Source organism: Sphingomonas sp., from assembly GCF_017744835.1.
Classification (GTDB): Bacteria; Pseudomonadota; Alphaproteobacteria; order Sphingomonadales; family Sphingomonadaceae; genus Sphingomonas.
In genome coordinates this window covers 355,420-379,857 of the sequence record NZ_JAGIAM010000003.1, presented here as the reverse complement: position 1 = coordinate 379,857, position 24,438 = coordinate 355,420, and the positions used below count along the sequence as shown (strand labels likewise).

Sequence of the window (24,438 nt, the reverse complement as noted above, 5' to 3'; positions counted from 1 at the left end):
GAACTCTGGGATGCGGGAAGTTTGGCGGCGATGTAGCGATCGAAGCGCCAAATGGCAACGCGGGGGAGCGGGAAACAAAAAGGAAACGCGTGGGGCATTGGCAAATATTACGCGGGTGGCTAGCACGCTGACCATGACCAAGCGCATCCTGTTCGCGGCCGCCGCCGCGCTCGCCCTTCCCCTTCCCGCCCTTGCCCAGCACGACGCCGCCGCGCTGCGCGATGCGGCGCTCAAGGACGACGTGGCGTGGGAGATCACCGAGGGGCTGACCACCGAAGTGGGGCAGCGGCTCGCCGCGACCGAGGCGGAGGCGCGCGCACGCGCCTGGGCGGTCAAGAAGCTGACCGCGCTGGGCTTCCAGAACGTCCATATCGAAACCTACAAGATGCCCGTCTGGGTGCGCGGCGAGGAGAAGGCCGAAGTCGTCGGCGCCTCCGCGCAGAAGCTGACGATCGCAGCGCTCGGCAATTCGGGATCGACCGGCGCCAAGGGGATCGAGGCCGAGGTGGTCTATTTCCCGACGCTTGCCGATCTGCAGGCGGCGCCCGCTGGCAGCCTTACCGGCAAGATCGCCTTCGTCAGCCACGCGATGACGCCGACGCAGGACGGCTCGCAATATGGCTATTACGGCGGCGTGCGGCGCATGGGCCCGGCGCTGGCAGCGGGCAAAGGCGCGGCCGCGGTGCTGATCCGTTCGATCGGCACCGACCATCACCGCAATCCGCACACCGGCGTCACCAACTGGCCGACGGGCACCAAGCCGATCGCGGCCGCGGCGCTCTCCGTTCCCGATGCCGAGCAGCTCGAGCGGCTGCTCAAGCGCGGCCCGGTGCGGCTCAAGCTGCTCGTCACTCCGCAGTTCAAGGGCGAGGCGGAATCGGGTAACGTCATCGCCGACGTGCCCGGCACCGATCCCAATGCCGGGATCATCCTGATCGGCGGCCATCTCGACAGCTGGGACCTGGGCACCGGCGCGATCGACGACGCATCGGGCGTTGGCATCACCACTGCCGCGGCCAAGCGGATCATGGACGCTGGCCACCCGCGCCGCACGATCCGCGTCGTCTGGTTCGGCGCAGAGGAAGTCGGCGGCTTCGGCGGCGAGGCCTATGCCAAGGCGCATGCGAGCGAGCGCCATGTGCTCGCGATGGAATCCGATTTCGGCGCCGATCGCGTCTGGAAGTTCGAAGCCAACCTGCCCGACAGCGCCAAGCCGGTCGCGGATCGCGTCGCGACGGCGCTCGCCCCGCTCGGCATTTCGCGCGGCCGCGGAGTCGCCAGCGGCGGCACCGATGTCGGGCCCGTGCTGGCGACGGGCGTCGGCGGCATCGACCTCGATCAATCGGGCCTGCGCTATTTCGACTACCACCACACGCCCGACGACACGCTCGACAAGGTCGACCCCGAGCAATTGCGGCAGAATGTGGCAGCCTGGACCGCGATGCTCGCGGTGGCTGCGAATGCGCCGGAGGACATCGGCCCGGTCCAGCCGTCCGCAGGGCACTGACGTTACGGACACGTAGCGTAAGCCGGCTCCGAACGGGCGCAATTGTGGCAAAAAAGGGGCCGAAATTTTGCATCTCGTCGCATTTTGGATTGACGCACGCGCAACGACCGTTATGTCAGCGGCTTCGCGTCGGCTCGGGCCGGGTGCGAAACGTGTTTAATGTTCCAATGGGAGCAAACCGAATGAAGAAGATCCTCATTGTTGCGGCGACCGCCGGCCTGATGTCGCTCGCGGCTTGCAACGGCGGCACCACCAACACCACCGCCGAGAACGTGGCCGACTCGCACGAAGCGAACGCCGCGATCTACGAAGAGGCCGCTGACAACGCGACCAACGCCGTTGCCGAGAACGTTCTCGAGAACGCTGCCGACGTCGAAGAGAACGCCGCCGACGCCGCCGAGGCGAACGCGAACTGATCTTCTTTCCGGCCTCTTGGGCCGGAACCGAGACATCGGAAAAGGGCGCTCCGCAAGGGGCGCCCTTTTTCGTTGCAAGCAATCCGCTCCCCCGCCCCTCGCGGCCATTGAATAGCGCTTTGGCCCACGCCTCTCCCGCCCTATGACCCGAGCAAAGGGGGGCGAATGGCGACAGGTACGACAACAGCGGAATCTCGGCCGGTCGAGCGTCGCCCGGCGCTGCCGCGGATGCTCGCCAGCCTCTATGTCCAGGTGCTGATCGCGATCGCTGCAGGCATCACGGTGGGCGCCTTCTGGCCGGCGACCGGCGCCGCGCTGCAGCCGCTCGGCGACGCCTTCATCGCGCTGGTGAAGATGGTGATCGCGCCGGTGATCTTCCTCACCGTCGTGACGGGAATCGCCGGCGGGCATGGCCTCGCCTCGACCGGCCGCGTGGCGGTCAAGGCGCTCGCCTATTTCCTGTTCTTCTCGACGATCGCGCTCATCATCGGCCTCATCGTCGCGCATCTCGTCCAGCCCGGCGTGGGAATGAACGTCGACCCCACCACGCTCGACGCTTCCAAGGTCCGCGACTACGGCGAAAAGGCGCATGAGACGAGCGTGACGGGCTTCCTGATCGCAATCATCCCGACGACTTTGCTCTCCGCCTTCACCAGCGGATCGATCCTGCAGGTGCTGCTCGTCGCAGTGTTGTTCGGCGTCGGCCTGGTACTCGTAGGCGAGCCCGCGCGACCGGTGACTGACATGCTCGAGCGCGTCGCGCTGGTGGTGTTCCGCATCGTCGCGATCGTGATGCGTGCGGCGCCGATCGGGGCATTCGGAGCGATGGCCTTCACGATCGGCAAATATGGCCTCGGCACGCTGCTCAACCTCGGCGCGCTGGTCGCGACCTTCTATTTGACCTCGCTCCTCTTCGTGCTGGTCGTGCTCGGCGCGGTCGCCGCGCTCAACGGCTTCTCGATCCTCCGCCTCATCCGCTATCTCAAGGCCGAGCTGCTGCTGGTGCTCGGCACTTCCTCGTCCGAAGCCGCGCTGCCTGCGCTGATCGAGAAAATGGAGCGTGCCGGTTGCCGCAAGGAAGTCGTAGGGCTGGTGGTGCCCACCGGCTATTCGTTCAACCTAGACGGCACCAACATCTACATGACGCTCGCCGCGCTGTTCATCGCCCAGGCGACCGGCGTGCAGCTGACGCTGGGCGAGCAGATCGGGCTGCTGGCAGTGGCGATGGTCAGTTCGAAGGGCGCTGCGGGCGTGACCGGCGCCGGCTTCATCACGCTGGCGGCAACGCTCGCCATCGTCCCCAAGGTGCCGCTCGCCGGCATGGCGCTGATCCTGGGCATCGACCGCTTCATGAGCGAGTGCCGCAGCCTCACCAACTTCATGGGCAATGCCGTTGCGACAGTGGTGGTGGCGCGCTGGGAGGGCGCGCTCGACCGCGATGCGCTGGCCCGCGCGCTCGCGGGGGCACCCGACGAATTGCCTGCGCGGCCGCCGGTGGAGATGGATACCGATTAAGGTTCCGACAGCCAGGGGCATGTCTCGCTCGCCGAATATCGGAGAGTCCTGGGAACTTCTGTGGTATTCCTAAATAAAAACAGCTAGTTTTCACCTATTTTCCGACCGTTGAGGAGCGCTCGATGACTTATCGCCCCACCGCAATGATCGCCGCCGGGATGCTTCTGATGTTGGAATCATGCAATGGAGGCAGCCCGAGCCCGACGCCCTCCCCCACGCCCTCGCCGTCCCCAACGTCGAGCCCGGCGCCCACGCCTTCGCCAACGGCGACACCAACGGCGTTCCCGCTCACCTCCGCCGCCGAGTTCGATTCGATCAGTGCCAGGGTGAACTACACCGGTGACCCTGCGGCCCATATCGTGATCGAAGCCGGCAGCGTTGCGGGCCTCTCGAACGCCGTTCGGGTGAGCCTGACCGGCGCCATCGCGACCGGCAGCTTCGGCGTCAAAGACAATGGCGAGCAGACGTTCTTCACGAATGCGAACGTCACCTTGGCTCCGGATCCGACGGTCACCGAATATATGTTCCGCATCGAGGACAGCGCCACCGCCGGCAAATTCTCTCAACTCGATTTCCTCAACAACAGCATTGCCTCCCAAGTGACGAGCAACGCAGTTTTCGCCCGGTCACACGTGAGCTACGCGAATTGGTGGCGTAGCGACTCCACGGCGGGCCAAAAGCGCTTCACGACCAGCGTGTTCGGCTATTCGACAGCCGCGGCACAGGTGCCGACCAGCGGCACTTCGAGCTATGCTAGCGGCGCAACTGGGCGCGTGATCCGGGCCTTCGCGGATGGCTCGTCCACCGAGCGGGTGACGGGAACGGCGACGGTTTCGGTCAATTTCGCTACGGGATTGATCGATGCGACGATCAGCCTGTCCACCTGTCCATTCCCGCGTTGCGCCAACGCGCTGGTGATCGGCACCTTCAGCGGACAGGCTTCGATCCCCGCGGGCGGCAACGCGTTCACCGGCACTATCAGCTCGGCTGATGGTGCCACCGGCTCCTTCACCGGCACCTTCTTCGGGCCCCAGGCAAAGGAAATCGGAATGAGCTTCGTAATCCGCGGCACTTATGGCGCTGGCGCCGATCAGCGCATCGTCGGCGGCATCGTCGGAGCAAAACCCTAACCGCCGGAAAGATGGTCGGGGAGACAGGATTCGAACCTGCGACATCCTGCTCCCAAAGCAGGCGCGCTACCAGACTGCGCCACTCCCCGACGCGAAACGCCGCCTAGGCGCTTCCTGCCGCTGCTACAAGCCCGCGCTTGTGATGGCCGGCGCGCTGGTGGGCCCGGCAGGACTCGAACCCGCAACCTAGCCGTTATGAGCGGCCAGCTCTAACCGTTGAGCTACAGGCCCCCAGCGCCGCCCGCACTAGCGGAGGTGGCGGGCTCGCCGCAAGCCGCCTCGAGGATTTGGGCGAGCGAGGCCGACGTGACGCCCAATCGGTCTAGAAGCGTAAGCACCTGGTCCCACCAGTGCCAAAACGCCGCCAGATCGGCAGCGTCGCGGACATAGGGCGTGTGGCCGGGTTCGAGCGAGGGCGAATGGAAGCCGAAGTTGAGCAGGCGCACTCCCTCTCCCACCGCGACACGTATGGCTTCGAGTGCCTCGTCCAACGGCATGTCCTCGGGCGTCAGCGCGACGCGGGAGAGCAGCCCCAGCCGCGAAGCCAGGCCGCGTCCGCGCGGCACGCTTCCCAGCCGCCGGTAGAGCTCTGTTCCGGCCCGGCGCGCTCGCCCGGTGAAGACCGTGGTGAGCGGCAGCTCGACCAGCGCGTTGTCCGGTCCGGTGCGGAAGGCATGCGGCGTGACAGCAGTGAAGTCGGGTCCGCCGTCCGGCCGATAATCATAGCGCGCGCGCATCGAGGTATCGATGCGATAGCCGTGCCTGGCGAGCATGGCGAGCGTGTGCGGGCCCAGCCCATAGCGCCCCGCGCGATAGGCGCGCGGCCGAACGCCCGTCGCGCGCTCGATGGCGTCGGTGAGCACCAGCAGCTTCGCTTCTTCGAGCGCAGGCGCAAGGTTGCCCGCGAAGCTGTTGAACGCGTTGAGCTCTTCCTCGAAGGGCGGATTGACCCAGCTGTGAAGCTGGGTGCCGATCCCGGTGCTCCCGTCGGCGAGGAGCTCGCGCAGGATTTCGGCCGCGGCGGGCGCCGCCACAATCGGATAGTCGACGAGATAGGTGAGCGCCGCCCCCTGCGCCGCAAAGCGTCCGTGCGCGGCGGGCACCGCGGCCATGTGGCTCGTGCCGTGCCCCTCACGCACGAAGGGTCCGTTCCAATCGAACTCCTCTTCGGTGTCGATGAAGATGGTGAAGCGCCTACCGAAGGAATCCGGCCAAGCGACCAGGGCAGCCGGATCGGGAGCCGGCACGCGATAGGCGCTGCCGGGCGCGGGTTCGTCCCCCTCCCCCACGATCAGCTCAGATGCGCCTGCCCCATGTGGAAAGCTACGGACGCCGGAAGGCGCAAAGTCAAGCTCTCGGGCTCGATCACCAGGCTGCCGCCCAGCTCACGCGCCAGGTTGCGCGCAAGGCGCAGCGCAAAGCCGGTGCCGAGCAGCGAGGTATCCTCGCGCTCATCGTCGATGCCGAGCACCGAATCGCCGGGATATTCGGCGAGCGCACGCGGGCGATCGATCGCGATCGCAACAGTCTCGCCCTCCAAGGCGGTCCGCACGCCGACGCGCTCGCCTGCCGCGCTGGCCGAGAGCAGCGTCGCCATCAGCCGCGACAACAGCCGCTCGACGGCGCGCTTGTCGCCGATCACCGCGAAATCGTCGATCGGAAGCGCGATCAGGGCGCCACGCAGCGCAGCGAGCGGGGAAAGCTCGTCGGCGATCGCCGCAAACAGCGGGCGCAGCGGCACGGGACCCGGCACCAGCGCCAGCGCGGCGCTGTCGATGCGTGCGGCGAGATCGAGGTCGTCGATCGCGCCCAGCAGGACGCGGGCCTGTTCGCGGATCACCTGCGCGCGCTCGCGATAGACGTCCGGGACCGGGCCGAGCATCTGCGCGTCGATCATCTCGGCGAAGCCCGCGATCGCGTTTGTCGGCGTGCGCAGCTCATGGACGAGCTGGCGCAGCGAGTCGGCAGAGGCAGGCTGCGGCGCGGGAGCGCGCTCGGCGCGCTCGTCGGCGCGCGGTCGGCGGCCGGTGCCGCGATAGCCGGCGAAGCGGCCGTTGACGGAGTCGAACACCGGCACGGCGGAGATCAGCCAGTCGCCGGCAGCATCGGATTCGCCCTCGATCACCATCCGCGCATTCGAGAAGCCGGCGCGGTGGCGAAAGGCTCCGGCCGCGCTCGCGTCGATCCGCGAGCCCTCCGGCATTCCCTGGGTATCGAGCCCCAGCCCGACCAGCGCCGCGCGGTTGGCGCCCTCGACCCAGCGGATCACGCCCTTCGCATCGGTTTCGAAGCGCAATTCCTCGGCGACCAAAGGTCCACGCGGCGCCGCGGCATCGGTCTCGCGGTTGCGCCAGAAGGCGTCGATCCGTGCCATCACCTCGGAGATCTCGAACGTGCCCTCGGGACCCTGCGGGACCCCATGCGCGGGCGTTGCCGCAACGGGCGCGCCCGCCTTGCCAACGTCGATCGCCGGTGTGGGCTCTGGCGGCAGCTCGGCGACGGGAGGCGCATGGACACCGGCCGCACCGAAGAAGGCGCCGGGCTCGGCCGGCGGCAACGCGTCGGAGTCGTCGTCGACCGCAGCGAAGAGGAAATCCTCATTCGGGGAGAGGCTCGTGGGCATCTCGACCGGCTGCGCCGCGGGCGCTGCGACGTCGTCGAGCGCTCCGTGCCAATCAAGCGGTTCCGACAGGGCTTCCGGCGCCACCGGAGTGGTCGCGGGTTCCACGGCGACCAGCGGCACCTCGGGCGCTTCCAGCTTTTCGCTCGCGTCGGGCAGGACGAAATCGGCCGGGCCGTAGCTCTCGAGCGCACGCCCGACCACGGGGCTCAGGTCGCGGCGGTTGCGCAGCACCGAACGCCCCGCGGGCGAGAGATCGGGTATCAGCTGAACCCATTCGGCCGAGCTCAGCCGCGCGCTGCGCAGCACCGGCAGGGCGATTTCAAGATCGTCGAGCGCCAGCAGGCGGACCAGCGGCGCCGGGGGGTTACCGAATTCCAGTGCGCGCGCGCTCGCCGCACGGACTGCGACGGGCACTTCGGGACGCAGCGCCTTGAGTGTCGCCATGGTGCGCGTGTCGGGGGGCACGCGCCGACGACCGACCAGGTCGACGAGCTGCCGCCACGCCGATTGCACGCCCTGCGGCGTGCTCAGATCGGCTGCGAGCACCGTCTCCAGAGTGTCGTCGAATCGCAAATTCACCCTCATCAAGCGCACCAGCGAAATGTGCGCTGTAACGATTCCTTAACCCCCGACTGCAGCCGTCGGAACCGCCCATTTCGGCACGTCGCAATGTGGGACAATTGCGTTGCCCTGAAATAAAGTTGCGGTTATCGCACGTTCACTGCAACGAACCCAAAGTGGAGAATCAAAATAATGCGGTTCGACGACATCGACGTTCGGATTCTGGGTCTGCTACAGGACAACGGCCGCATGACCAACGTCGAACTGGCCGAACGCGTGGGGTTGACTGCCCCGCCCTGCCTGCGCCGCGTTCGCGCGCTCGAGCAGCAGGGAGCGATCACCGGCTATCATGCCGCGCTCGAACCGGGAGCGCTCGGCTACAACCTGACCGTCTTCGCGATGGTGAGCCTGAAAAGCCAGGCCGAGAGCGACCTGCGCGCTTTCGAGGAGCTGGTGGCCGGCATTCCCGAGGTGCGGGAGTGTCATATGTTGAATGGGGAAATCGACTTCATCCTCAAGATCGTTGCGCAGGATCTGCAGAGCTTTCAGCAGATCCTGACGACGCGGCTGACCACTGCGCCCAACGTCGAGCATGTGAAGACCTCGCTCACCATCCGCACGTCCAAGGCGCTGCCCGGCGTACCCGTGGCATAAAAAAGGGGCGGTCGCCCGACCGCCCCTTTCCTTCAATATTGGCGCTGTTGCCGCTCAGGCGAGCGGCGGGAAGTCGACCGAAGCCGCCCAGAGCAGCGCGAGATTGGCGTAGGGGCCCGTCTTCACCTGCTGGAACGCCGCCCGCGCCTCGTCCTTGCGGCCGAGCCGCTGGAGCGCCACGCCGCGGTTCAGATTGACCTGATCCGCATTCACGCCGCCCTTCTGGAGCGCGAGGTCATAGAGCTCGACCGCGCGCGCGTTGTTGCCCGACGCCAGATAGGCGTCGCCGGTGCTCACGGCATTCTTGCCGTTCGCCGCACCGGCTGCCTGCTTGGCGAGCCCGTCGAGCGAGCCCTCGGCGCGCGCGGCGTTCTGCGACGCGGTGTAGATCTGCTGCGTGTCCGAATCGCCCGCCGGGATGACGCCCGACTTGCGGCCTTCGTCGATCACCGCGACGGCTTCCCAGGGCAGACCGGCCTGCTGCGCCGTATAGGCGTAGGCGGCATAGTCGCTGCGGCCCGCGAGCGCGTGCGTCGAGCGCATCAGGCGGAAGAGGCTGAGCTTCTCGGCCTTGTCGTCCGAAGCGCCGAGCCCGAACACCGAAACCGCCCAGCGCCAGTTCTGCACCGACGGATATTCCTGGATGTAGCGCGACAGCCAGGTGGCGGTCGCGGCGCGATCCCCGAGCTGGTTCACGCGCGGAATCGCGAACTTGTACCACTCCTGCGGCGGCTTGCGGCCCGCACCCTTGCTCGCCTGGATCGCGCGGTCGACCTCGGCCACCGCCTCGGCCTGCTTGCCCGTGCCGGCATAGGCATTGGCGAGCAGAACCGGCAGATCGGGCTGGTCCGAGCCGAGCTCGCGCGCCTTGAGCAGCGCCGGCAGCGCCTCGGCGGGCTTCTTCGCCGTCAGAAGCTGGTCGCCGAGCATGTAATTGTACACCGCGCCGTAGAGCCGGACCTTGTCGGCCGGAACCTTGGGGCTGGTCGAAAGAACCTGGAGCGCCTTCATCTGGCCCGGCGTGTTCTTGCGGGCGAGCTCGATCTGGAGGCGGAGCGACGCGGCGAAATAGCGCTCGTCGTCGTTCTTCGCGACGGCTTCGGCCGCGGTGAGCTGGGTGTCGGCAGTCGCCAGATCCTGCGCCTTGAACGCGGCTTCGGCCGCAGCGGCCGGGGTCCGGAACTCGGGGCTGACCTTGATCTCGGGCGCCTTTTCGCCCTTGTTCTGGGCAGCAGCCGGCGCCGCGACAAGCACGGGGGCGCCGAGCGTCAGCACCGCGGCGAGCGCGAGCTTGGAAACGAACGTCATCTAGAACTCTCCTAGTGGGGCGGGAGACGGGACTCCGCCGCCCTCTAGATGGCGGCATCGCCCCGTTCAAGCGCGACCAATCGCACGTGCGATGCCGATTGCCGCATGAACGCTGTTTGAATAGGCGCACAAAAGGCACCGCAGGACCCTGCCGCCTCCCCTCGCGTACGCGTACGCGCGGGCGCGCGGGGTTGGCAGGATGCATCGGGCTCGCTAGAGCCATTGCACGACTAGATTCATTCCGAAAGCATCATAACTTGACCGACGAGACGCTGCTCGCCGACCCCTCCGACATTACCCCCATCTCGATCGTCGACGAGATGAAGACCTCGTACCTCGATTACGCGATGAGCGTGATCGTGGCGCGCGCGCTGCCCGACGTCCGGGACGGCCTGAAGCCGGTCCACCGCCGCATCCTCTATGCCGCGCAGGAAGGCGGCTATGTGGCGGGTCGCGCGTATCGCAAGTCGGCCCGCCTCGTCGGCGACGTGATGGGCAAATACCACCCGCACGGCGACAGCTCGATCTACGACGCGATGGCCCGCATGGCCCAGGACTGGGCGATGCGCGTGCCGCTGATCGACGGCCAGGGCAACTTCGGCTCGATGGACCCCGATCCGCCCGCGGCGATGCGCTACACCGAAGCGCGACTCGCCCGCGTGGCCTCTGCCCTGCTCGACGACATCGAGAAGGACACGGTCGACTTCCAGGACAATTACGACGGCTCGGAAAGCGAGCCCTCGGTCCTCCCCGCCCGCTTCCCGAACCTGCTGGTCAACGGCGCCGGCGGCATCGCGGTCGGCATGGCGACCAACATCCCGCCGCACAACCTGGGCGAAGTGATCGACGCCTGCCTGGCGTACATCGAGAATGGCGGCATCTCGATCGAGGAGCTGATGGAGATCGTGCCGGGGCCGGACTTCCCGACCGGCGCGATGATCCTCGGCCGCACCGGCTGCCGCAACGCGTACCAGACCGGCCGCGGCTCGATCATCGTCCGCTCGCGCCACAGCTTCGAGCAGCGCGGCGAGCGCCGCTCGATCGTGCTCACCGAAATCCCCTATCAGCAGGGCAAGAACGCGCTCGTCGAGAAGATCGCCGAGGCGGCGAAGGAAAAGCGCGTCGAGGGCGTCAGCGACATCCGTGACGAATCGTCGCGCGAAGGCGTGCGCATCGTCATCGACCTGAAGCGCGACGCCACGCCCGAAGTGGTGCTCAACCAGATCTGGCGGAACACGCCAGCGCAGTCGAGCTTCCCGGCCAACATGCTCGCGATCCGCGGCGGCCGGCCCGAGCTGCTCAACCTGCGCGACATCATCGAGGCGTTCGTCAAGTTCCGCGAAGAGGTCATCACCCGGCGCTCGAAGTTCGAGCTCGCCAAGGCCCGCGAGCGCGCGCACATCTTGCTCGGCCTGGTGATCGCCGTCACCAACCTCGACGAAGTGGTGAAGATCATCCGCGGCTCGTCGAGCCCGGCCGACGCCCGCGACAAGCTGCTCGCGCGCGAATGGCCGATCGCGGAGATCGCCCAGTACATCAAGCTGGTCGAAGCGGTCGAAACCGAAGTCACCGGCGACATCTATCGGCTGAGCGAAGTCCAGGTCCGCGCGATCCTCGACCTGCGCCTCCACCGCCTGACCGCGCTCGGCCGCGACGAGATCGGCGACGAGCTCAAGCAGCTGGCCGATTCGATCGCCGAGCTGCTCGAGATCCTCGGCAACCGCGCCAAGCTCTACGAAGTGATGCGCGAGGAGCTGACCACGGTCCGCACCCTCTATGCCACGCCGCGCCGCACCGAGATCGCTCCGGCCGCCGACGGCATCGAGGACGAGGACCTGATCGAGCGCGAGGACATGGTCGTGACCGTCACGGTCCAGGGCTATATCAAGCGCACCAGCCTCGACAGCTTCCGCGCGCAGAACCGCGGCGGCAAGGGCCGCGCCGGCATGGCGACCAAGGAAGAGGATGCCGTCACCGAGCTGTTCGTCACATCGACGCACACGCCGGTGCTGTTCTTCTCGACGCTCGGCAAGGTCTATCGCATGAAGGTCTGGAAGCTGCCCGAGGGCGGCCCGGCCACGCGCGGACGGCCGATGGTCAACATCCTGCCGCTCGCGGCGGGCGAGACGATCTCGACCGTGCTGCCGCTCCCCGAGGACGAGAATGAGTGGGGCAAGCTCCACGTCATGTTCGCCACCGCCAAGGGCAGCGTGCGCCGCAACTCGATGGACGCGTTCACCAACGTGCCCTCGAACGGCAAGATCGCGATGAAGTTCGAAGGCGAGGATGCCGACGACCGGCTGATCGGCGTCGCGCTGCTCGACGAGCAGGACGACGTGCTGCTCGCGACGCGTCAGGGCAAGGCGATCCGCTTCCCCGGCGACGACGTCCGCGAGTTCCAGAGCCGCAATTCCACCGGCGTGCGCGGCATGCGGCTGGCCGAGGGCGACGAAGTCATCTCGCTCTCGATCCTCCACCGCGCGGGCATCCGCGACCAGGAGGAGCGCGAGGACTATCTCCGCCACGCCCCCTGGAAGGGCGAGGACGCCGATCGCGCGCCGCGCCTGATGGACGATGCGCGCTATGAGGAGCTCAAGGAACGCGAGCAGTTCATCCTCACCGTCTGCGCCAACGGCTATGGCAAGCTCTCGTCGTCGTACGAGTATCGCCGCACCGGCCGTGGCGGCCAGGGGATCACCAACATCGACAACATCGGCCGCAACGGCCCGGTGGTGGCGAGCTTCCCTGCGAGCAAGGGCCACCAGCTGATGCTGGTCACCGACCAGGCCAAGATGATCCGCATGTCGCTGGGCGACCTGCGCGTGATCGGCCGCAACTCGGCGGGCGTGCGTCTGTTCAACGTGGCCGACAACGAGCATGTCGTCTCGGCCGCGCGGATCGAGGAGAGCGAGGACGAGGCCGAGGTGAACCTGGCGGACGGCCCGACGGTTGGCGACGCGACGCCGGATGGCGACACGGGCGAGGATCTCGCCGCGGGTCCGGCGGACGGGGAATAATCCCAACCGTCACCTCCGCGAAAGCGGGGGCCCATCTCCTGCCGTCTCAAGACAATCCAACGACCGTTTTGCGGGCGGCGCGTGTCGGAGATGGGCCCCCGCTTTCGCGGGGGTGACGGCGGAAGGAACAACCGCGGCGGAACGGTGTAATCTCCTCTGAAGTCACGGAGCGTTTGATGCCCGAATCCACTGCCTACAAGGTCCTCACCGCCGAGCAGATGTCCGAGCTCGAGCATGCCCGCGTGTTCAACGGCGCGCCGGTGGACCTGGCCGACGGCTTCATCCATCTCTCGACCGCCGACCAGCTCCAGGAAACGCTCGACAAGCATTTCGCCGGTCAGGAGGGCCTCTGGCTGGCCGCGGTCGATCTTGATGCGCTGGCCGAGACGGTCAAATGGGAGCCCTCGCGCGGCGGCCAGCTCTTCCCCCACATCTATGGCCCGCTGCCGCTCGACGCCGTGACGGCCTACAGCGAGCTCCATTACGAGCCCGACGGCAGCCTAAGGCTCCCCGTTACCGGCTGAGCAGCGCGTCGATCGCCTCGCGGCTGACGCGCGCCATGTCGCTTTCGGGGATGCGCGCGATCTGAGGCAGCGTCATGCCGTTGGCGCGCAGTTGCTCGATCACCCACCAGCCTGCGGCATAGGCTTCGCGGCGAACCCCCGCCCCGCCCTCGCCGATCGTGTATTTCCACACCGTCGCGCCATCCTTCGCCTCGAGCACCGGGCGGATGTCGGCGAGGACCGCGGCCTTGCGCGGCTGCACGGAGTCCCACCAGCCGGGCGCGTGCGAGACATAGGCGCTGACCGGCCTGCCGGGCGCGACTTCGCGCGCGACGTGCATCGCCAGCCCCTCCTGCAGCAGCGTCTGCGCGATCGAGCGCTCCCAGCCGCCGCCGAGCCCGGCCGCGCGGCCGTGCACGGCGTGCGCGAACTCGTGCGCCTGGGCGAGCGCGTGGTCGTCGTCGCTTTCGACCGGGAAGTGGACGTAATAGGTGCCGCCCATCGAGAAGGCGAAGGCGTTCGCCTCGAACCCGCCGACGAACAGGGTCGCTCGCACGTCGACCGCCCCCGAATAGTCGAGCACGCGCACGACCGCCGCCAGGCTGTCGAGCGGCGCGGGCTGCCAGGTCGCGGCAGCGCTGCGGATGCGCGGGAGCGCGGCGTCGTAGCGATCCCAGGCGCCCGCGAGCAGCTGCCGCGCCAGCGCCTCGCCGCGCGGACCCGGCGGCACCGCGGCGAAGCCGTAGCGCTGCTTCCACAGCGCGAACCGCGCTTCGGCATCGGCGGGCGGCGCGGCCTTTGCGGCATCCCAGAAGGCCAGGAACTTGGGCGTGAGGTCGATCAGCTCGACGCAGGCCTGGCCGGCGCATTGCTTGCGGGGCGCCTCCTGCGCCTCGGCGGCGACTGGAACGAGAAGGAGCAGGAAGGGAAGAACGGCGGTTCGGAGCATCGGCATCTCTTTTGTGTGTTATAACAATAATACACATGGACATATTGTCCACAAGAGACGTGCAGGCTTGTCGGGCCGTGTCGGGTGGGCCAAGGGCATAGGCATGTCCGGAACGGTTCGCCAGCAACGGGGAGGCACGCGGCTTGCGCTGCTGCTCGTCGCCTGCGCGTTGCTGTTCCGCGTCGCGGTGCCGGCGGGCTGGATGCCCCAGCTCGGCACGCAGGGGCTCTCGCTCAACTGGTGTAGCGAAAGCGGCATGGGCGCCCCCGCCGAGGCGCATGCGCTGCTCGCCAAGGCGCTGGGCGACAAGCCCGATCCGGTGCACAAGGCGCCCGACCAGCCCTGCGCCTTCGCCGCCGCCGCCCAGCCGCTCGCTAGCGCCGAACAGCCGCAACTGCCGCTCCCCCGTGCCCGGCCCGAGCCGGTGCCGCCGGTGGTGTTGACTGCCCTGCCCGGCCGCGGGCTTGCCGCCCCGCCTCCGCTTTCGACCGGTCCTCCGCACCTCGCCTGATCTCTTTTCGCGCCCCCGTGCGCGTTCCCGGTTCATGTGAGGAATTTCGAAATGCGTACTCTCGTTCGCGCGCTCTACGGAGCGCCGTTCATGCTTGCCGCCCTCCCCGCGCTCGCGGAGGACACTCCGCCCGACACGCAGGAAATCGTCGTCACGGCGCGCCAGCGCGTCGAGGAGGCCATCCAGCGCGTCGGCGAGACGCCCGGCGGCGCCGATGTCGTCTCGGCCGAGGACTTCGACGACAAGGCCGCGCTGTCGCTGCGCGACGCGCTCGCCTTCTCGCCCGGGGTCTATGCCCAGCCGCGCTTCGGGCAGGAAGTGCGCCTCTCGATCCGCGGCTCGGGGATCAGCCGCGGCTATCACATGCGCGGGCTGACGCTGCTGCAGGACGGCGTGCCGATCAACCTGGCCGACGACAATGGCGATTTCCAGGAGCTGGACCCGAGCTTCCTCGAGCACCTCGAAGTGTTCCGCGGCGCCAATGCGCTGCGCTTCGGCGCCTCGACGCTGGGCGGGGCAGTGAACGGGGTGACGCCGACGGGGCGCTCGTCGAACGGCTTCCGCGTCCGTATCGACGGCGGCAGCTTCGAGACGCTGCGCGCGCTGGCGAGCGCGGGCTATGCCGATGCGCGCGGCGACGCCTGGCTGGCGGTGGCGGCCGACTCCTCCGCGGGGGACCGCGATCATAGCGCGCGCAAGGCGCTGCGTTTCAACGGCAATGTCGGGCTGCGGCTGAGCGAAGGCGTGGAGACACGCTTCTATGTCGCCGCGCAGAGCATCGAGCAGGAGCTTCCCGGCGCGCTCACCTATGCCGCGGTGCGCATCAGCCCGCAGAACGGCAGCTTCGCGGGCGACCAGCACCGCGACATCGACTCGCTGCGCGTCCAGAACCGCACCAGCTTCGAGATCGAGCGCGGCAGCCTCGACGTCGGGCTGTTCCTCAACGCCAAGCAACTGCGCCACCCGATCTTCGAGTTCACCGACCAGAAGTCGACCGACTGGGGCAGCTATGCGCGGCTTGAGCAGGATTTCGGCGCTTTCGGGCTCACGGCGGGGGTGACCGCGCGGTTCGGCACGGTCGATTCGAAGCGCTTCCGCAACATCGACGGCGAGCGGGGCGACAGGACCTTCGGCGCGGATCTGACCGCGCGCACGATCGACACCTATGCGGAGGCGCGGGTGCGGCCGGTGCAGGGGCTCACGCTGATCGCCGGCGCAATCTACACCTCGGGGATGCGGCGGCAAGAGCGCTATTTCCCGAGCGTCGCGGAAGGTCGCGCCGAGTTCGACCAGCTCTCGCCCAAGCTCGGGCTGCTGTACGAGCCGGTGAAGGACGTGCAGCTCTACGCCAACTACAGCCGCAGCCACGAGCTGCCCGGCTTCATCGAGCTGGCGCAGCTCGCGAACTTCGTGCCGCTCGACGCGCAGCGGGCGTGGACCGCGGAGATCGGCGGGCGCGGGCGGATCGGGCCGCTGCGCTTCGACCTGAGCCTCTACCGCTCGGACCTCGACGGCGAGCTGCTCCAGTATACGGTGCGCGACGACATTCCGGTATCGACCTTCAACGCCGGGCGGACGCGGCACCAGGGGATCGAGCTGGGGCTCGATCTGGAGCTCGCGCCTTGGGCACGGCTGCGGCAGGTGTACCAATATTCCGACTTCCGCTTCCGCGACGACGTGCAGTTCGGCAGCAACCGGCTGCCGGTGGTGCCCGAGCATAGCTATCGTGCCGCGATCGAGCTGGGGCGCGAGGGGCTGAAGCTCACGCCCAATGTCGAATGGGTGCCGCGTGGGGCCTGGGCGGACTATGCCAACAGCCTGCGGACCGGCGGCTATGCGCTGCTCGGGCTGAGCGGCGAGGCGACGCTGCGCAAGGGGCTGACCGTCTTCGCCGACGCGCGCAACCTTGCCGATCGCAAGGCGGCGGGCGACATTTCCGCTGTCGTCAGTGCTACGCCGGCGAGCGCGATCTTCTATCCGGTCGAGCGGCGGAGCGTCTTCGCGGGGGTGCGCGCGGCGTTCTGACGCCCGGTTGACATCGTCCGCGCTTTGCGGCGAATTGCGCCTCATGGGGAACGCGATCTCCCCACGAGGCGTAAGCCGAAGCATCGCGTCCTGTGCTTTTGAGAAGGACGCATCGTGCCCGCATTGAACAGCATCGCCGCCGACAAGCTCCTGCGCCTGGTCGGTACACCGGCAGCCCCTGCGATCGTCGACGTCCGCGCCGAACCGGGCGATGCGCTGATCCCTGGATCAATCGCCCTGCCCGCCGCCTCGGTCGAGCAATGGGCGTGTGAGCTGGCCGGTGCCGTCGTGGTCGTCGACGAGGATGGCGACACCGGCGCGCAGGGCGTGGCCGCATGGCTGCGCAGCGAAAGACTGGAGGCCGAGGCACTCGAAGGGGGGATCGCCGCATGGCGCGCGGCGGGGCATCCGCTGGTCGCGACCGCGCGGCTGCCGCGCCGCGACGCCGAGGGCCGGACGCTCTGGGTCACGCGGGCACGGCCCAAGGTCGACCGGATCGCCTGCCCCTGGCTGATCCGCCGCTTCGTCGATCCGCGCGCCCGCTTCCTGTTCGTCCCGCCCGCCGACGTGCTCGCGACCGCCGAGCGCTTCGGCGCCGCTGCGTTCGACGTGGCGGACGAGGCGGTGTTCTGGAGCCATCGCGGCGAGCGCTGCACCTTCGACCTGATGGTCGAGGAATTCGGGCTCGGCTCGATCCCGGCGCTGGCGCATCTCGCCACGATCGTGCGCGGCGCCGACACCGCGCGGCCGGACATCGTACCCGAGGCGGCGGGGCTGCTCGCCGTGTCGCTCGGCCTCTCGCGCATCCATTCGGACGATCTCGATCAGCTCGAAGCGGGCATGCTGATCTACGACGCGCTCTATCGCTGGTGCCGCGACGCGCGCGCCGAGACGCACGACTGGACGGCGCACCAGCCGCGGGCGGTGCGGGCATGAGCAGCGTCGCGCTCGACTCCGCCGCGGCCGCTCCCGCGCGCCCGGCCCCCGTCACACTCGGCCAGGCCTTCTGGGTCTGGCTGCGCATCGCCGCGCTCTCGTTCGGCGGGCCTGCCGGACAGATCGCGGTGATGCACCGCATCCTGGTCGAGGAGAAGCGCTGGATCGGCGAGCACCGGTTCCTCCACGCGCTCAACTATTGCATGCTGCTGCCGGGCCCCGAGGCGCAGCAGCTCGCCACCTATATCGGCTGGCTGATGCACAAGACGAAGGGCGGGATCGTCGCCGGCGCGCTGTTCGTGCTGCCCGGCCTCGTCTCGATCATGGCGTTGAGCTGGGTCTATGTCCTCTATGGCAAGGTCGGCTTCGTCTCGGCGCTGTTCTTCGGACTGAAGGCCGCGGTGCTGGCCGTTGTGCTCCAGGCCGTGGTGCGGATCGGCAGCCGGGCGCTGCGCAGCACCGCGGCGCGGCTGCTCGCGGCTGCGGCGTTCGTGCTGATCTTCTTCCTCGGCGTTCCCTTCCCGCTGATCGTCCTCGGCGCGGGGCTGATCGGCTGGGCCGCCGGACGCACGGGCCATCCTGCGTTCAGGGCCGGCGGGCACGGCCCCACCGCCAAGGGCGCCGTGGTCGAGGACGCCGACACGCTGCTCGGCGAGGAGCTCCCCGACCACGCCCGCCCCGGCTGGCGCGAGACGCTGCGAACCGCGCTTGTCTGGTTGGCGCTGTGGCTGGTCCCGGTCGCGGCGCTCCTGCTGCTGCTCGGGCCCACGAACGTGTTCACCAGCATCGCCACCTTCTTCTCGACGCTCGCGGTGGTGACCTTCGGCGGCGCCTATGCGGTACTCGCCTATGTCGCCCAGCAGGCAGTCGAGGCGCGCGGCTGGCTGACTGCGCCCGAGATGCTCGATGGGCTGGGCATGGCCGAGACCACGCCGGGGCCGCTGATCATGGTGCTCCAGTTCGTCGGCTTCCTCGGCGCCTATCGCAAGTCCGGCGCGCTGCCGCCGCTGCTCGCGGGCACGCTGGGCGGGCTGCTCGCGACCTGGGTCACCTTCGTGCCCTGCTTCCTGTGGATCTTCCTGGGCGCCCCCTTCATCGAGCGGCTGCGTGGCAACCCCGCGGTGGCCGGCGCGCTCTCGGCGATCACCGCCGCGGTGGTCGGCGTGGTGCTCAACCTCGCGATCTGGTTCGCGCTCCACACGCTGTTCCGCCAGACCGCCCGGTTCCACGCGGGTCCGCTGGATTTCGACGTGCCGGTGTTCGCCAGCCTCGATCCCTGGGCGTTGCTGCTCGCGGCAGGCGCGATCGGCGCGATCTTCGTGCTGCGCGCGGGCGTGATCGTCACGCTGGCGGCGACTGCGGCCGCGGGCGTGGCGCTGCACCTGCTGGGGCTGATCGGATGACCAGCCCCAGGTCCAGCCTCAAAGGTTCAGCCTGGCGCGGACCGTCGCCCAGTCGACCAGCTTGAAGTTCTGCGCGCCGCCTTCGTTGACGTCGTCCTGCATCACGACCAGCCCGCGCGAGAACGGCCCGATCGGACCCGACCAGGCATCGACGCCGTCGGTGCCACTCACGCCGTCGACGCCGTTCGCCGCCGCCACTCGGAAGCGGCCGATGTAGCGTTCGCGGCCTGCCGGCCCGCTCACGTCCCACACCGAGAAGGCGCTGTCGCCCTGGCTCGAGACGATCAGGAAGGTCTGGCCGCCGTCGCGCAGCAGCGTCATGCCTTCGACATCGGCGACCAGCCGCCCGTCGCCGACGCCTGCCATCAGCGTGCGCGTGCCCGGCTCGCCGCGCAGCGAATAGCGCCATACGCCCTTCACTTCCTCGCCGAGGAACAGCGTCGCGGTGGCATCGTCGATCGTGCAGCCTTCGGCCTGCGATCCGACTGCGAACCGCTTGCGCTCGGTACCGGTGATCGTCGTGCCGTCGTCGGTCAGCGCATATTCGCGGACCTGCCCGTCCTTGCCGATCAGCACCGCGACGAGCGTGCCGTCGATCCGCCCCATGCAGAAGCCATAGGGTTCGGCGACGTCCGACTTGACGAAGCCCGCGGGCTTGAGCTCGCCCTCTCCGGTGAAGCGGTAGAGCGCGACGCCCATCCGTCCGCGATCGGACGCACCTGCGACGAACCCGGCGCCCTGTGCGCGCAGGTCGACATTGTTGAGCAGCCCGTCCGGCAGGAACTGGAGCGACTGGCCGTCGAGCCCGAAGACATAGAGCCCGGCCTTCTTGTCGGTGCCCAGGATGATGCCGGGAAGCTGCTTCCCCGCGAAATTCACGCCGTTCGCGCCGGTCCAGATCGCGGGATCGTCCGCGGCGTCGGCGAGCTGCGTCGCCACCGGCACGGTCTCGCCCGCCGCGGGAACCTCGACGGTGGGCGCCGAAGTCACGCCGCCGAGCTGCGCCGTCCCGGCACAGCCGCACAACAGCAAAGAAACCGTAACCGAAATGACTCCGAAGCGCCGCCGCATTTTCATGTCCATCCTGTTGAGACCCCTGTGAGCGGGAGCCGACCGGTTCCGGTTGCAAGGGGATTATGACATGAACGTTTCACGCCTGTTGGGCGGCGCGGCGATGGCTGCGCTAGCGACCTGCCTCGTACCTGCGGCGGCTTCCGCCCAGACCGACGGCACCCAGCCCGCCGCTGACACCGCCGGCCAGGCCGAGCAGCGCGCGAGCGACATCATCGTCAATGGCGAGATCGCCTTCCGCAACCGCACCTCGGATCCCAACCCGGTGCTGAGCTACGACCTGGAATATTTCCAGAAGTTCGAGCCGGTGTCGGTCGGCGAGATGCTCAAGCGCGTGCCCGGCGCCACCTTCACGTCCGACGTGCTCGAATATGATCAGGTACAGTTCCGCGGCCTTCCCGGCGGCTTCACCAACGTGCTGATCAACGGCCGCCGCGCGCCCGGCGGCGAGGCCGACGGCAGCTTCTTCGTCGATCGCTTGCCCGCAGAGCTGGTCGAGCGGATCGAGATCGTCCGCGCGCCGCGTCCGGACCAGCCCAGCGACGGCATCGCCGGCACGCTCAACGTGGTCACCAAGGAAGCGGCCTCGTTCGAAGGCGGCTTCCTCAAGGCCGGCGCGCTGCTCAACACCCGCGACGGCGTGTTCCGCCCCTCGGCCGCCGCGGCCTATGCCGGCAAGATCGGCGACCGCACCGATTACTGGATGGCGCTCAACTATCAGCAGCGCCGCAATCCGAAGCAGAAGGTCTCCTATCGCTTCGACGACACCCCGGTCACCGACGACGAGCGCTTCCCGCGCGACGCCGCCACCAGCAACTATGTGACCGACCCCGAATTCAACAATTTCGAGGCGCAGAGCGATATCCGCGACGGCACCGACCTTTCGGGCAGCGCCGAGATCACGACCGAGATCGGCGACGGCGGCCGCCTGCGCCTCAACGGCTTCTTCGTCGACACCGATCGTGACGAGGACGAGCAGTCGGTCACGCTCGACGGCGCCGATCTCGATTTCGACGGCGTCGAAATCCAGCAGGAGCGGATCAGCCAGCAGACCTATGCGATCACCAGCGACGCGCGGATCCCGCTGGGCGGCTTCGAACTCGGCCTAGCCAGCGGCTGGAACCAGTATCGCGAGAACACCAACACCACCACCTTCGAAGGCGACAACGAAGACGATCTGACCGACGTCGAGCTCGACGAGGAGGAGTCGCTCCACATCAAGGACGACGAGTTCAGCGCCACCGTCTTCGGCCAGGTGGGCGGCGACGCGCTCAAGCTCAAGTTCGGCTCGGACTTCCTGTTCAAGACGCGCAACGGCCTCAACGACGGCGACTTCGTCACCGACACTTTCCGCATCCGCGAGAACCGCTACTCGCCCTACTTCCGCCTCACCTACGAGGCCGGTCCGCTGACGATCGACGGCGGCGCGCGCTACGAGATCGTCGACCGCAAGGTGACCGCGACGACCGAATCGGGATCGTATGACGACAAGCTGCTCAATCCCTCGCTGAGCATCCGCTGGGCGCCGACTGCCGACGGCCAGTTCCGCGCCTCGGTCGCGCGCACGGTGCGCCGCCCCGACTATGACCTGCTCTCGCCGGTCGAATATGACGAGACGCCGGAGGACGACGACACCACCACCGGCAACCCCAATCTGCGCAACCAGCGCGCCTGGGGCGTCGACGTCGGTTACGAGCACCGCATCGGCCACAGCGGCATCGCGGGCGTCAATTTCTTCTATCGCGACATCACCGACCTGATCGAGCTGGTGCCCTTCGCCGACAATGGCGCGGGCCAGGACTTCCGCCCGCAGAACGTCGGCGACGGCAGGACCTGGGGCGTGGAGTTCGACCTGTCGGCGCCGCTGACCTTCCTTGGCCTGCCGGACACCGGCATCTTCGCCAACTACACCTATCTCGACAGCGAGACGGCCGACCCGTTCACGGGCGAGAAGCGCCGGTTCAACAACCAGCCGCACCATGTCTACAACCTTGGCTTCATCCACAACGTCCGCCCTGCCGACCTAAGCTTCGGCGCGACGATCTCGGGCCGCAGCGGGGCGCGCGAGTTCAACTATGACGAGGAAGTCTACCTCCGCTACGATCCGGACCTCGAGGCGTTCATCGAGAAGCGCTTCGGCAAGAACTTCGTCTTCCGCATCTCGGCGCAGAACCTGCTCGACCGCGTGAAGTACGAGGATTTCCGCAAGTACGACGGCGGCGATTCGATCGAGAGCTTCCTCGAGGCGCGCGCCAACGGCGACCTCGACGAATATGAGATCGAGCGCGAGCATTCGGGCCCGCTGGTCCAGTTCACGCTGCGCGCGGCGTTCTGATCGGCGAAACACCCCTCCCTGCTTGCAGGGAGGGGCTAGGGGTGGGTGCGCGCGTCTGCGCGCTCAAGAGATTCATGCCGCGGCGATGAAGCACCGGCCGAGGCATCGAGCCTCGCCCGCTGCTGAACCCACCCCTTGATCCCCTCCCTTGCAGGGAGGGGAAAATGGTTCACGCCTCACCCGTCGATATTGCGGCGGAAGGTCTCGGGCAGGAAGAACAGCCCCACTCCCAGCGTCAGCAGCGCGACGATGATCGGGTACCAGAGGCCGTAATAGATATCCCCCGTCGCCGCGACCATCGCGAAGGCCACGGTGGGCAGGAAGCCGCCGAACCAGCCGTTGCCGATGTGATAGGGCAGCGACATCGAGGTGTAGCGGATCCGCGTCGGGAAGAGCTCGACCAGCAGCGCGGCGATCGGCCCGTAGACCATCGTCACATAGAGCACGAGCACGAACAGGACCGCGACGACCAGCGGCTTGTTGATCGCAGCCGGATCGGCCTTGGCTGGATAGCCGGCTTCGCTGAGCGCCGCCTGCAGCTCCTTCTGAAACGCCGCGATCACCGGCTTGCGCCCCGTCGGATCGCGAAGCGCCTCGGTGGTGGGCGGGACGATGACCCTGTCGCCGACGCGCATCATCAGCGTATCGGGCACGCGGTCGCTCCATTCGTCCGGCACGACGCGATAGGGCACGCCCGCCTTGGCGAGCCAGGCCTTGGCGACGTCGCACGGCGTGGTGTCGAAGCTCTGCTTGCCGATCGGATCGAACTGGAACGAGCAGTGCGTCTGGAAGGGCGCGAGCACCACCGGCGCCCGCTCGCGCGCCTCAGCCAGCGCCGGATTGGCGGCATGGGTCAGCGCGTTGAACAGCGGGAAATAGGTCACCGCCGCAAGCAGACAGCCCGCGAGGATGATCGGCTTGCGCCCGATCCGGTCCGACAGCCAGCCGAAGAAGACGAAGAAGGGCGTGGCGAGCGCCAGCGCGATGGCAATCAGGATGTTGGTGGTCGCGCCGTCGACCTTGAGCATCTTCTCGAGGAAGAACAGCGCGTAGAACTGCCCCGTGTACCAGACCACCGCCTGCCCCGCGACCGCGCCGAGCAGCGCGAGGATCACCACGCGAAGGTTGCTCCATTGGCCGAACGCCTCGGTCAGCGGCGCCTTGGAGGTCTTCCCCTCCTCCTTCATCTTCTGGAAGACCGGGCTTTCGGAAAGCTGGAGGCGGATCCACATCGACACGCCGAGCAGCAGGATCGAGACGAGGAAGGGCACGCGCCAGCCCCAGGACGCGAACGCCGCCTCGCCCACCAAAGTGCGCACGCCGATCACCACGAGCAGCGCCGCGAACAGCCCCAGCGTCGCGGTGGTCTGGATCCAGCTCGTGTAGAAGCCGCGCCGATCGTTGGGCGCATGCTCGGCGACATAGGTCGCGGCGCCACCATATTCGCCGCCCAGCGCCAGCCCCTGCAGCAGCCGCAGCAGAACGAGCAGCACCGGCGCGGCGACGCCGATCGAGGCATAGCTCGGCAGCAGCCCGACGACGAAGGTCGAGAGGCCCATGATGCCCATGGTCACCAGGAAGGTGTTCTTGCGCCCGACGAGGTCGCCGATCCGGCCGAACACCAGCGCGCCGAACGGCCGTACCGCAAAGCCCGCCGCGAAGGCCGCGAGCGCGAAGATGAAGCCGGTCGTTTCGTTCACGCCCGAGAAGAATTGCGAGGTGATGATCGTCGCCAGCAGGCCGTAGAGGTAGAAATCATACCATTCGAAGACCGTGCCCAGCGACGAAGCGGTGATCACCAGCTTCTCGCTCTGCGTTGCCTGATGGTGCCTGGGCACGTCGCCCGCCGTCGTGGCCATTGGTTGCTCCCCTCTCCGCAAGCGGTCGCGCCGCCCTTTGGCGCGACTATCTCCGGGAAAGCCGCGCGCGCCAAGCCCCGCGCGAGAAAAGGCGTGGCGCGGGCGCGAAAGGGCC

18 protein-coding genes and 2 tRNA genes are annotated in these 24,438 nt (G+C 68.1%); 12 read left to right on the top strand and 8 right to left on the bottom strand.

What is annotated here, in order from left to right; genetic code table 11:
• Window positions 1–133: 133 nt before the first annotated feature.
• The 4 genes from J7500_RS09635 to J7500_RS09620 all read left to right on the top strand — a co-directional run bounded on the left by J7500_RS09635 (window position 134) and on the right by J7500_RS09620 (window position 4,568).
• Window positions 134–1,507, top strand: coding sequence for a M28 family peptidase (locus J7500_RS09635; protein WP_294062150.1), 1,374 nt, complete (start codon window positions 134–136; stop codon window positions 1,505–1,507).
• Between the two features lie 182 nt (window positions 1,508–1,689).
• Window positions 1,690–1,923 carry a hypothetical protein gene (locus tag J7500_RS09630; RefSeq protein ID WP_294061491.1) on the top strand — a complete coding sequence of 78 codons (234 nt, stop codon included), beginning with the start codon at window positions 1,690–1,692 and terminating at the stop codon, window positions 1,921–1,923.
• 228 nt (window positions 1,924–2,151) lie between these two features.
• Window positions 2,152–3,438 (top strand): dicarboxylate/amino acid:cation symporter, encoded by a 1,287-nt coding sequence (locus tag J7500_RS09625; protein WP_294062149.1) that lies wholly within the window; start codon window positions 2,152–2,154, stop codon window positions 3,436–3,438.
• Between the two features lie 122 nt (window positions 3,439–3,560).
• Window positions 3,561–4,568: a transferrin-binding protein-like solute binding protein gene (locus J7500_RS09620; protein WP_294061490.1), complete on the top strand. Its 1,008-nt coding sequence runs from the start codon at window positions 3,561–3,563 to the stop codon at window positions 4,566–4,568.
• A gap of 12 nt (window positions 4,569–4,580) precedes the next feature.
• On the opposite strand, the gene J7500_RS09615 is transcribed toward J7500_RS09620, so the two are convergent.
• The 4 genes from J7500_RS09615 to J7500_RS09600 all read right to left on the bottom strand — a co-directional run bounded on the left by J7500_RS09615 (window position 4,581) and on the right by J7500_RS09600 (window position 7,770).
• Window positions 4,581–4,657, bottom strand: a tRNA-Pro gene (locus tag J7500_RS09615).
• Between the two features lie 66 nt (window positions 4,658–4,723).
• A tRNA-Ile gene (locus tag J7500_RS09610) sits at window positions 4,724–4,799 on the bottom strand.
• Window positions 4,790–5,857 (bottom strand): polysaccharide deacetylase family protein, encoded by a 1,068-nt coding sequence (locus J7500_RS09605; RefSeq protein ID WP_294061489.1) that lies wholly within the window; start codon window positions 5,855–5,857, stop codon window positions 4,790–4,792. The genes J7500_RS09610 and J7500_RS09605 overlap by 10 nt, the downstream gene beginning before the upstream one ends.
• Window positions 5,858–5,859: 2 nt before the next feature.
• Window positions 5,860–7,770: a histidine kinase dimerization/phospho-acceptor domain-containing protein gene (locus tag J7500_RS09600; RefSeq protein WP_294062148.1), complete on the bottom strand. Its 1,911-nt coding sequence runs from the start codon at window positions 7,768–7,770 to the stop codon at window positions 5,860–5,862.
• 174 nt (window positions 7,771–7,944) lie between these two features.
• Between J7500_RS09600 and J7500_RS09595 the strand changes: the two genes are divergently transcribed.
• Complete coding sequence (locus J7500_RS09595; protein ID WP_294061488.1) at window positions 7,945–8,406, top strand: Lrp/AsnC family transcriptional regulator; 462 nt, start codon at window positions 7,945–7,947, stop codon at window positions 8,404–8,406.
• 54 nt (window positions 8,407–8,460) lie between these two features.
• Here the strand turns inward: J7500_RS09595 and J7500_RS09590 are convergent, their stop codons facing one another.
• Window positions 8,461–9,714 (bottom strand): tetratricopeptide repeat protein, encoded by a 1,254-nt coding sequence (locus J7500_RS09590; RefSeq protein WP_294061487.1) that lies wholly within the window; start codon window positions 9,712–9,714, stop codon window positions 8,461–8,463.
• 257 nt (window positions 9,715–9,971) lie between these two features.
• On the opposite strand from J7500_RS09590, the gene gyrA reads away from it, so the two are divergent.
• Both gyrA and J7500_RS09580 read left to right on the top strand, forming a co-directional pair.
• Complete coding sequence (gyrA, locus tag J7500_RS09585; protein ID WP_294061486.1) at window positions 9,972–12,731, top strand: DNA gyrase subunit A; 2,760 nt, start codon at window positions 9,972–9,974, stop codon at window positions 12,729–12,731.
• A gap of 176 nt (window positions 12,732–12,907) precedes the next feature.
• Window positions 12,908–13,255: a DUF952 domain-containing protein gene (locus tag J7500_RS09580; RefSeq protein ID WP_294061485.1), complete on the top strand. Its 348-nt coding sequence runs from the start codon at window positions 12,908–12,910 to the stop codon at window positions 13,253–13,255.
• Here the strand turns inward: J7500_RS09580 and J7500_RS09575 are convergent.
• Complete coding sequence (locus tag J7500_RS09575) at window positions 13,245–14,183, bottom strand: hypothetical protein (RefSeq protein WP_294061484.1); 939 nt, start codon at window positions 14,181–14,183, stop codon at window positions 13,245–13,247. The genes J7500_RS09580 and J7500_RS09575 overlap by 11 nt on opposite strands.
• 103 nt (window positions 14,184–14,286) lie before the next feature.
• On the opposite strand from J7500_RS09575, the gene J7500_RS09570 reads away from it, so the two are divergent.
• The 4 genes from J7500_RS09570 (at window position 14,287) to chrA (ending at window position 19,058) form a co-directional block, all read left to right on the top strand.
• Window positions 14,287–14,694, top strand: coding sequence for a hypothetical protein (locus J7500_RS09570; RefSeq protein WP_294061483.1), 408 nt, complete (start codon window positions 14,287–14,289; stop codon window positions 14,692–14,694).
• Window positions 14,695–14,745: 51 nt separating this feature from the next.
• Entirely contained in the window at window positions 14,746–16,719 is a 1,974-nt protein-coding gene (locus J7500_RS09565) for a TonB-dependent receptor (RefSeq protein ID WP_294061482.1), read from the top strand.
• A 114-nt stretch (window positions 16,720–16,833) separates the two neighbouring features.
• Window positions 16,834–17,655, top strand: coding sequence for a sulfurtransferase/chromate resistance protein (locus tag J7500_RS09560; protein WP_294061481.1), 822 nt, complete (start codon window positions 16,834–16,836; stop codon window positions 17,653–17,655).
• Complete coding sequence (gene chrA, locus J7500_RS09555) at window positions 17,652–19,058, top strand: chromate efflux transporter (protein ID WP_294061480.1); 1,407 nt, start codon at window positions 17,652–17,654, stop codon at window positions 19,056–19,058. The genes J7500_RS09560 and chrA overlap by 4 nt, the downstream gene beginning before the upstream one ends.
• A gap of 18 nt (window positions 19,059–19,076) precedes the next feature.
• On the opposite strand, the gene J7500_RS09550 is transcribed toward chrA, so the two are convergent.
• A complete protein-coding gene (locus tag J7500_RS09550; RefSeq protein ID WP_294061479.1) occupies window positions 19,077–20,129 on the bottom strand; it encodes a phytase in 1,053 nt (350 codons plus the stop codon).
• Window positions 20,130–20,199: 70 nt separating this feature from the next.
• On the opposite strand from J7500_RS09550, the gene J7500_RS09545 reads away from it, so the two are divergent.
• On the top strand, window positions 20,200–22,464 hold the full coding sequence (locus J7500_RS09545) for a TonB-dependent receptor (protein ID WP_294061478.1): 2,265 nt from the start codon (window positions 20,200–20,202) through the stop codon (window positions 22,462–22,464).
• Between the two features lie 176 nt (window positions 22,465–22,640).
• Here the strand turns inward: J7500_RS09545 and J7500_RS09540 are convergent, their stop codons facing one another.
• Complete coding sequence (locus J7500_RS09540) at window positions 22,641–24,323, bottom strand: MFS transporter (RefSeq protein WP_294061477.1); 1,683 nt, start codon at window positions 24,321–24,323, stop codon at window positions 22,641–22,643.
• Between the last annotated feature and the right edge of the window lie 115 nt (window positions 24,324–24,438).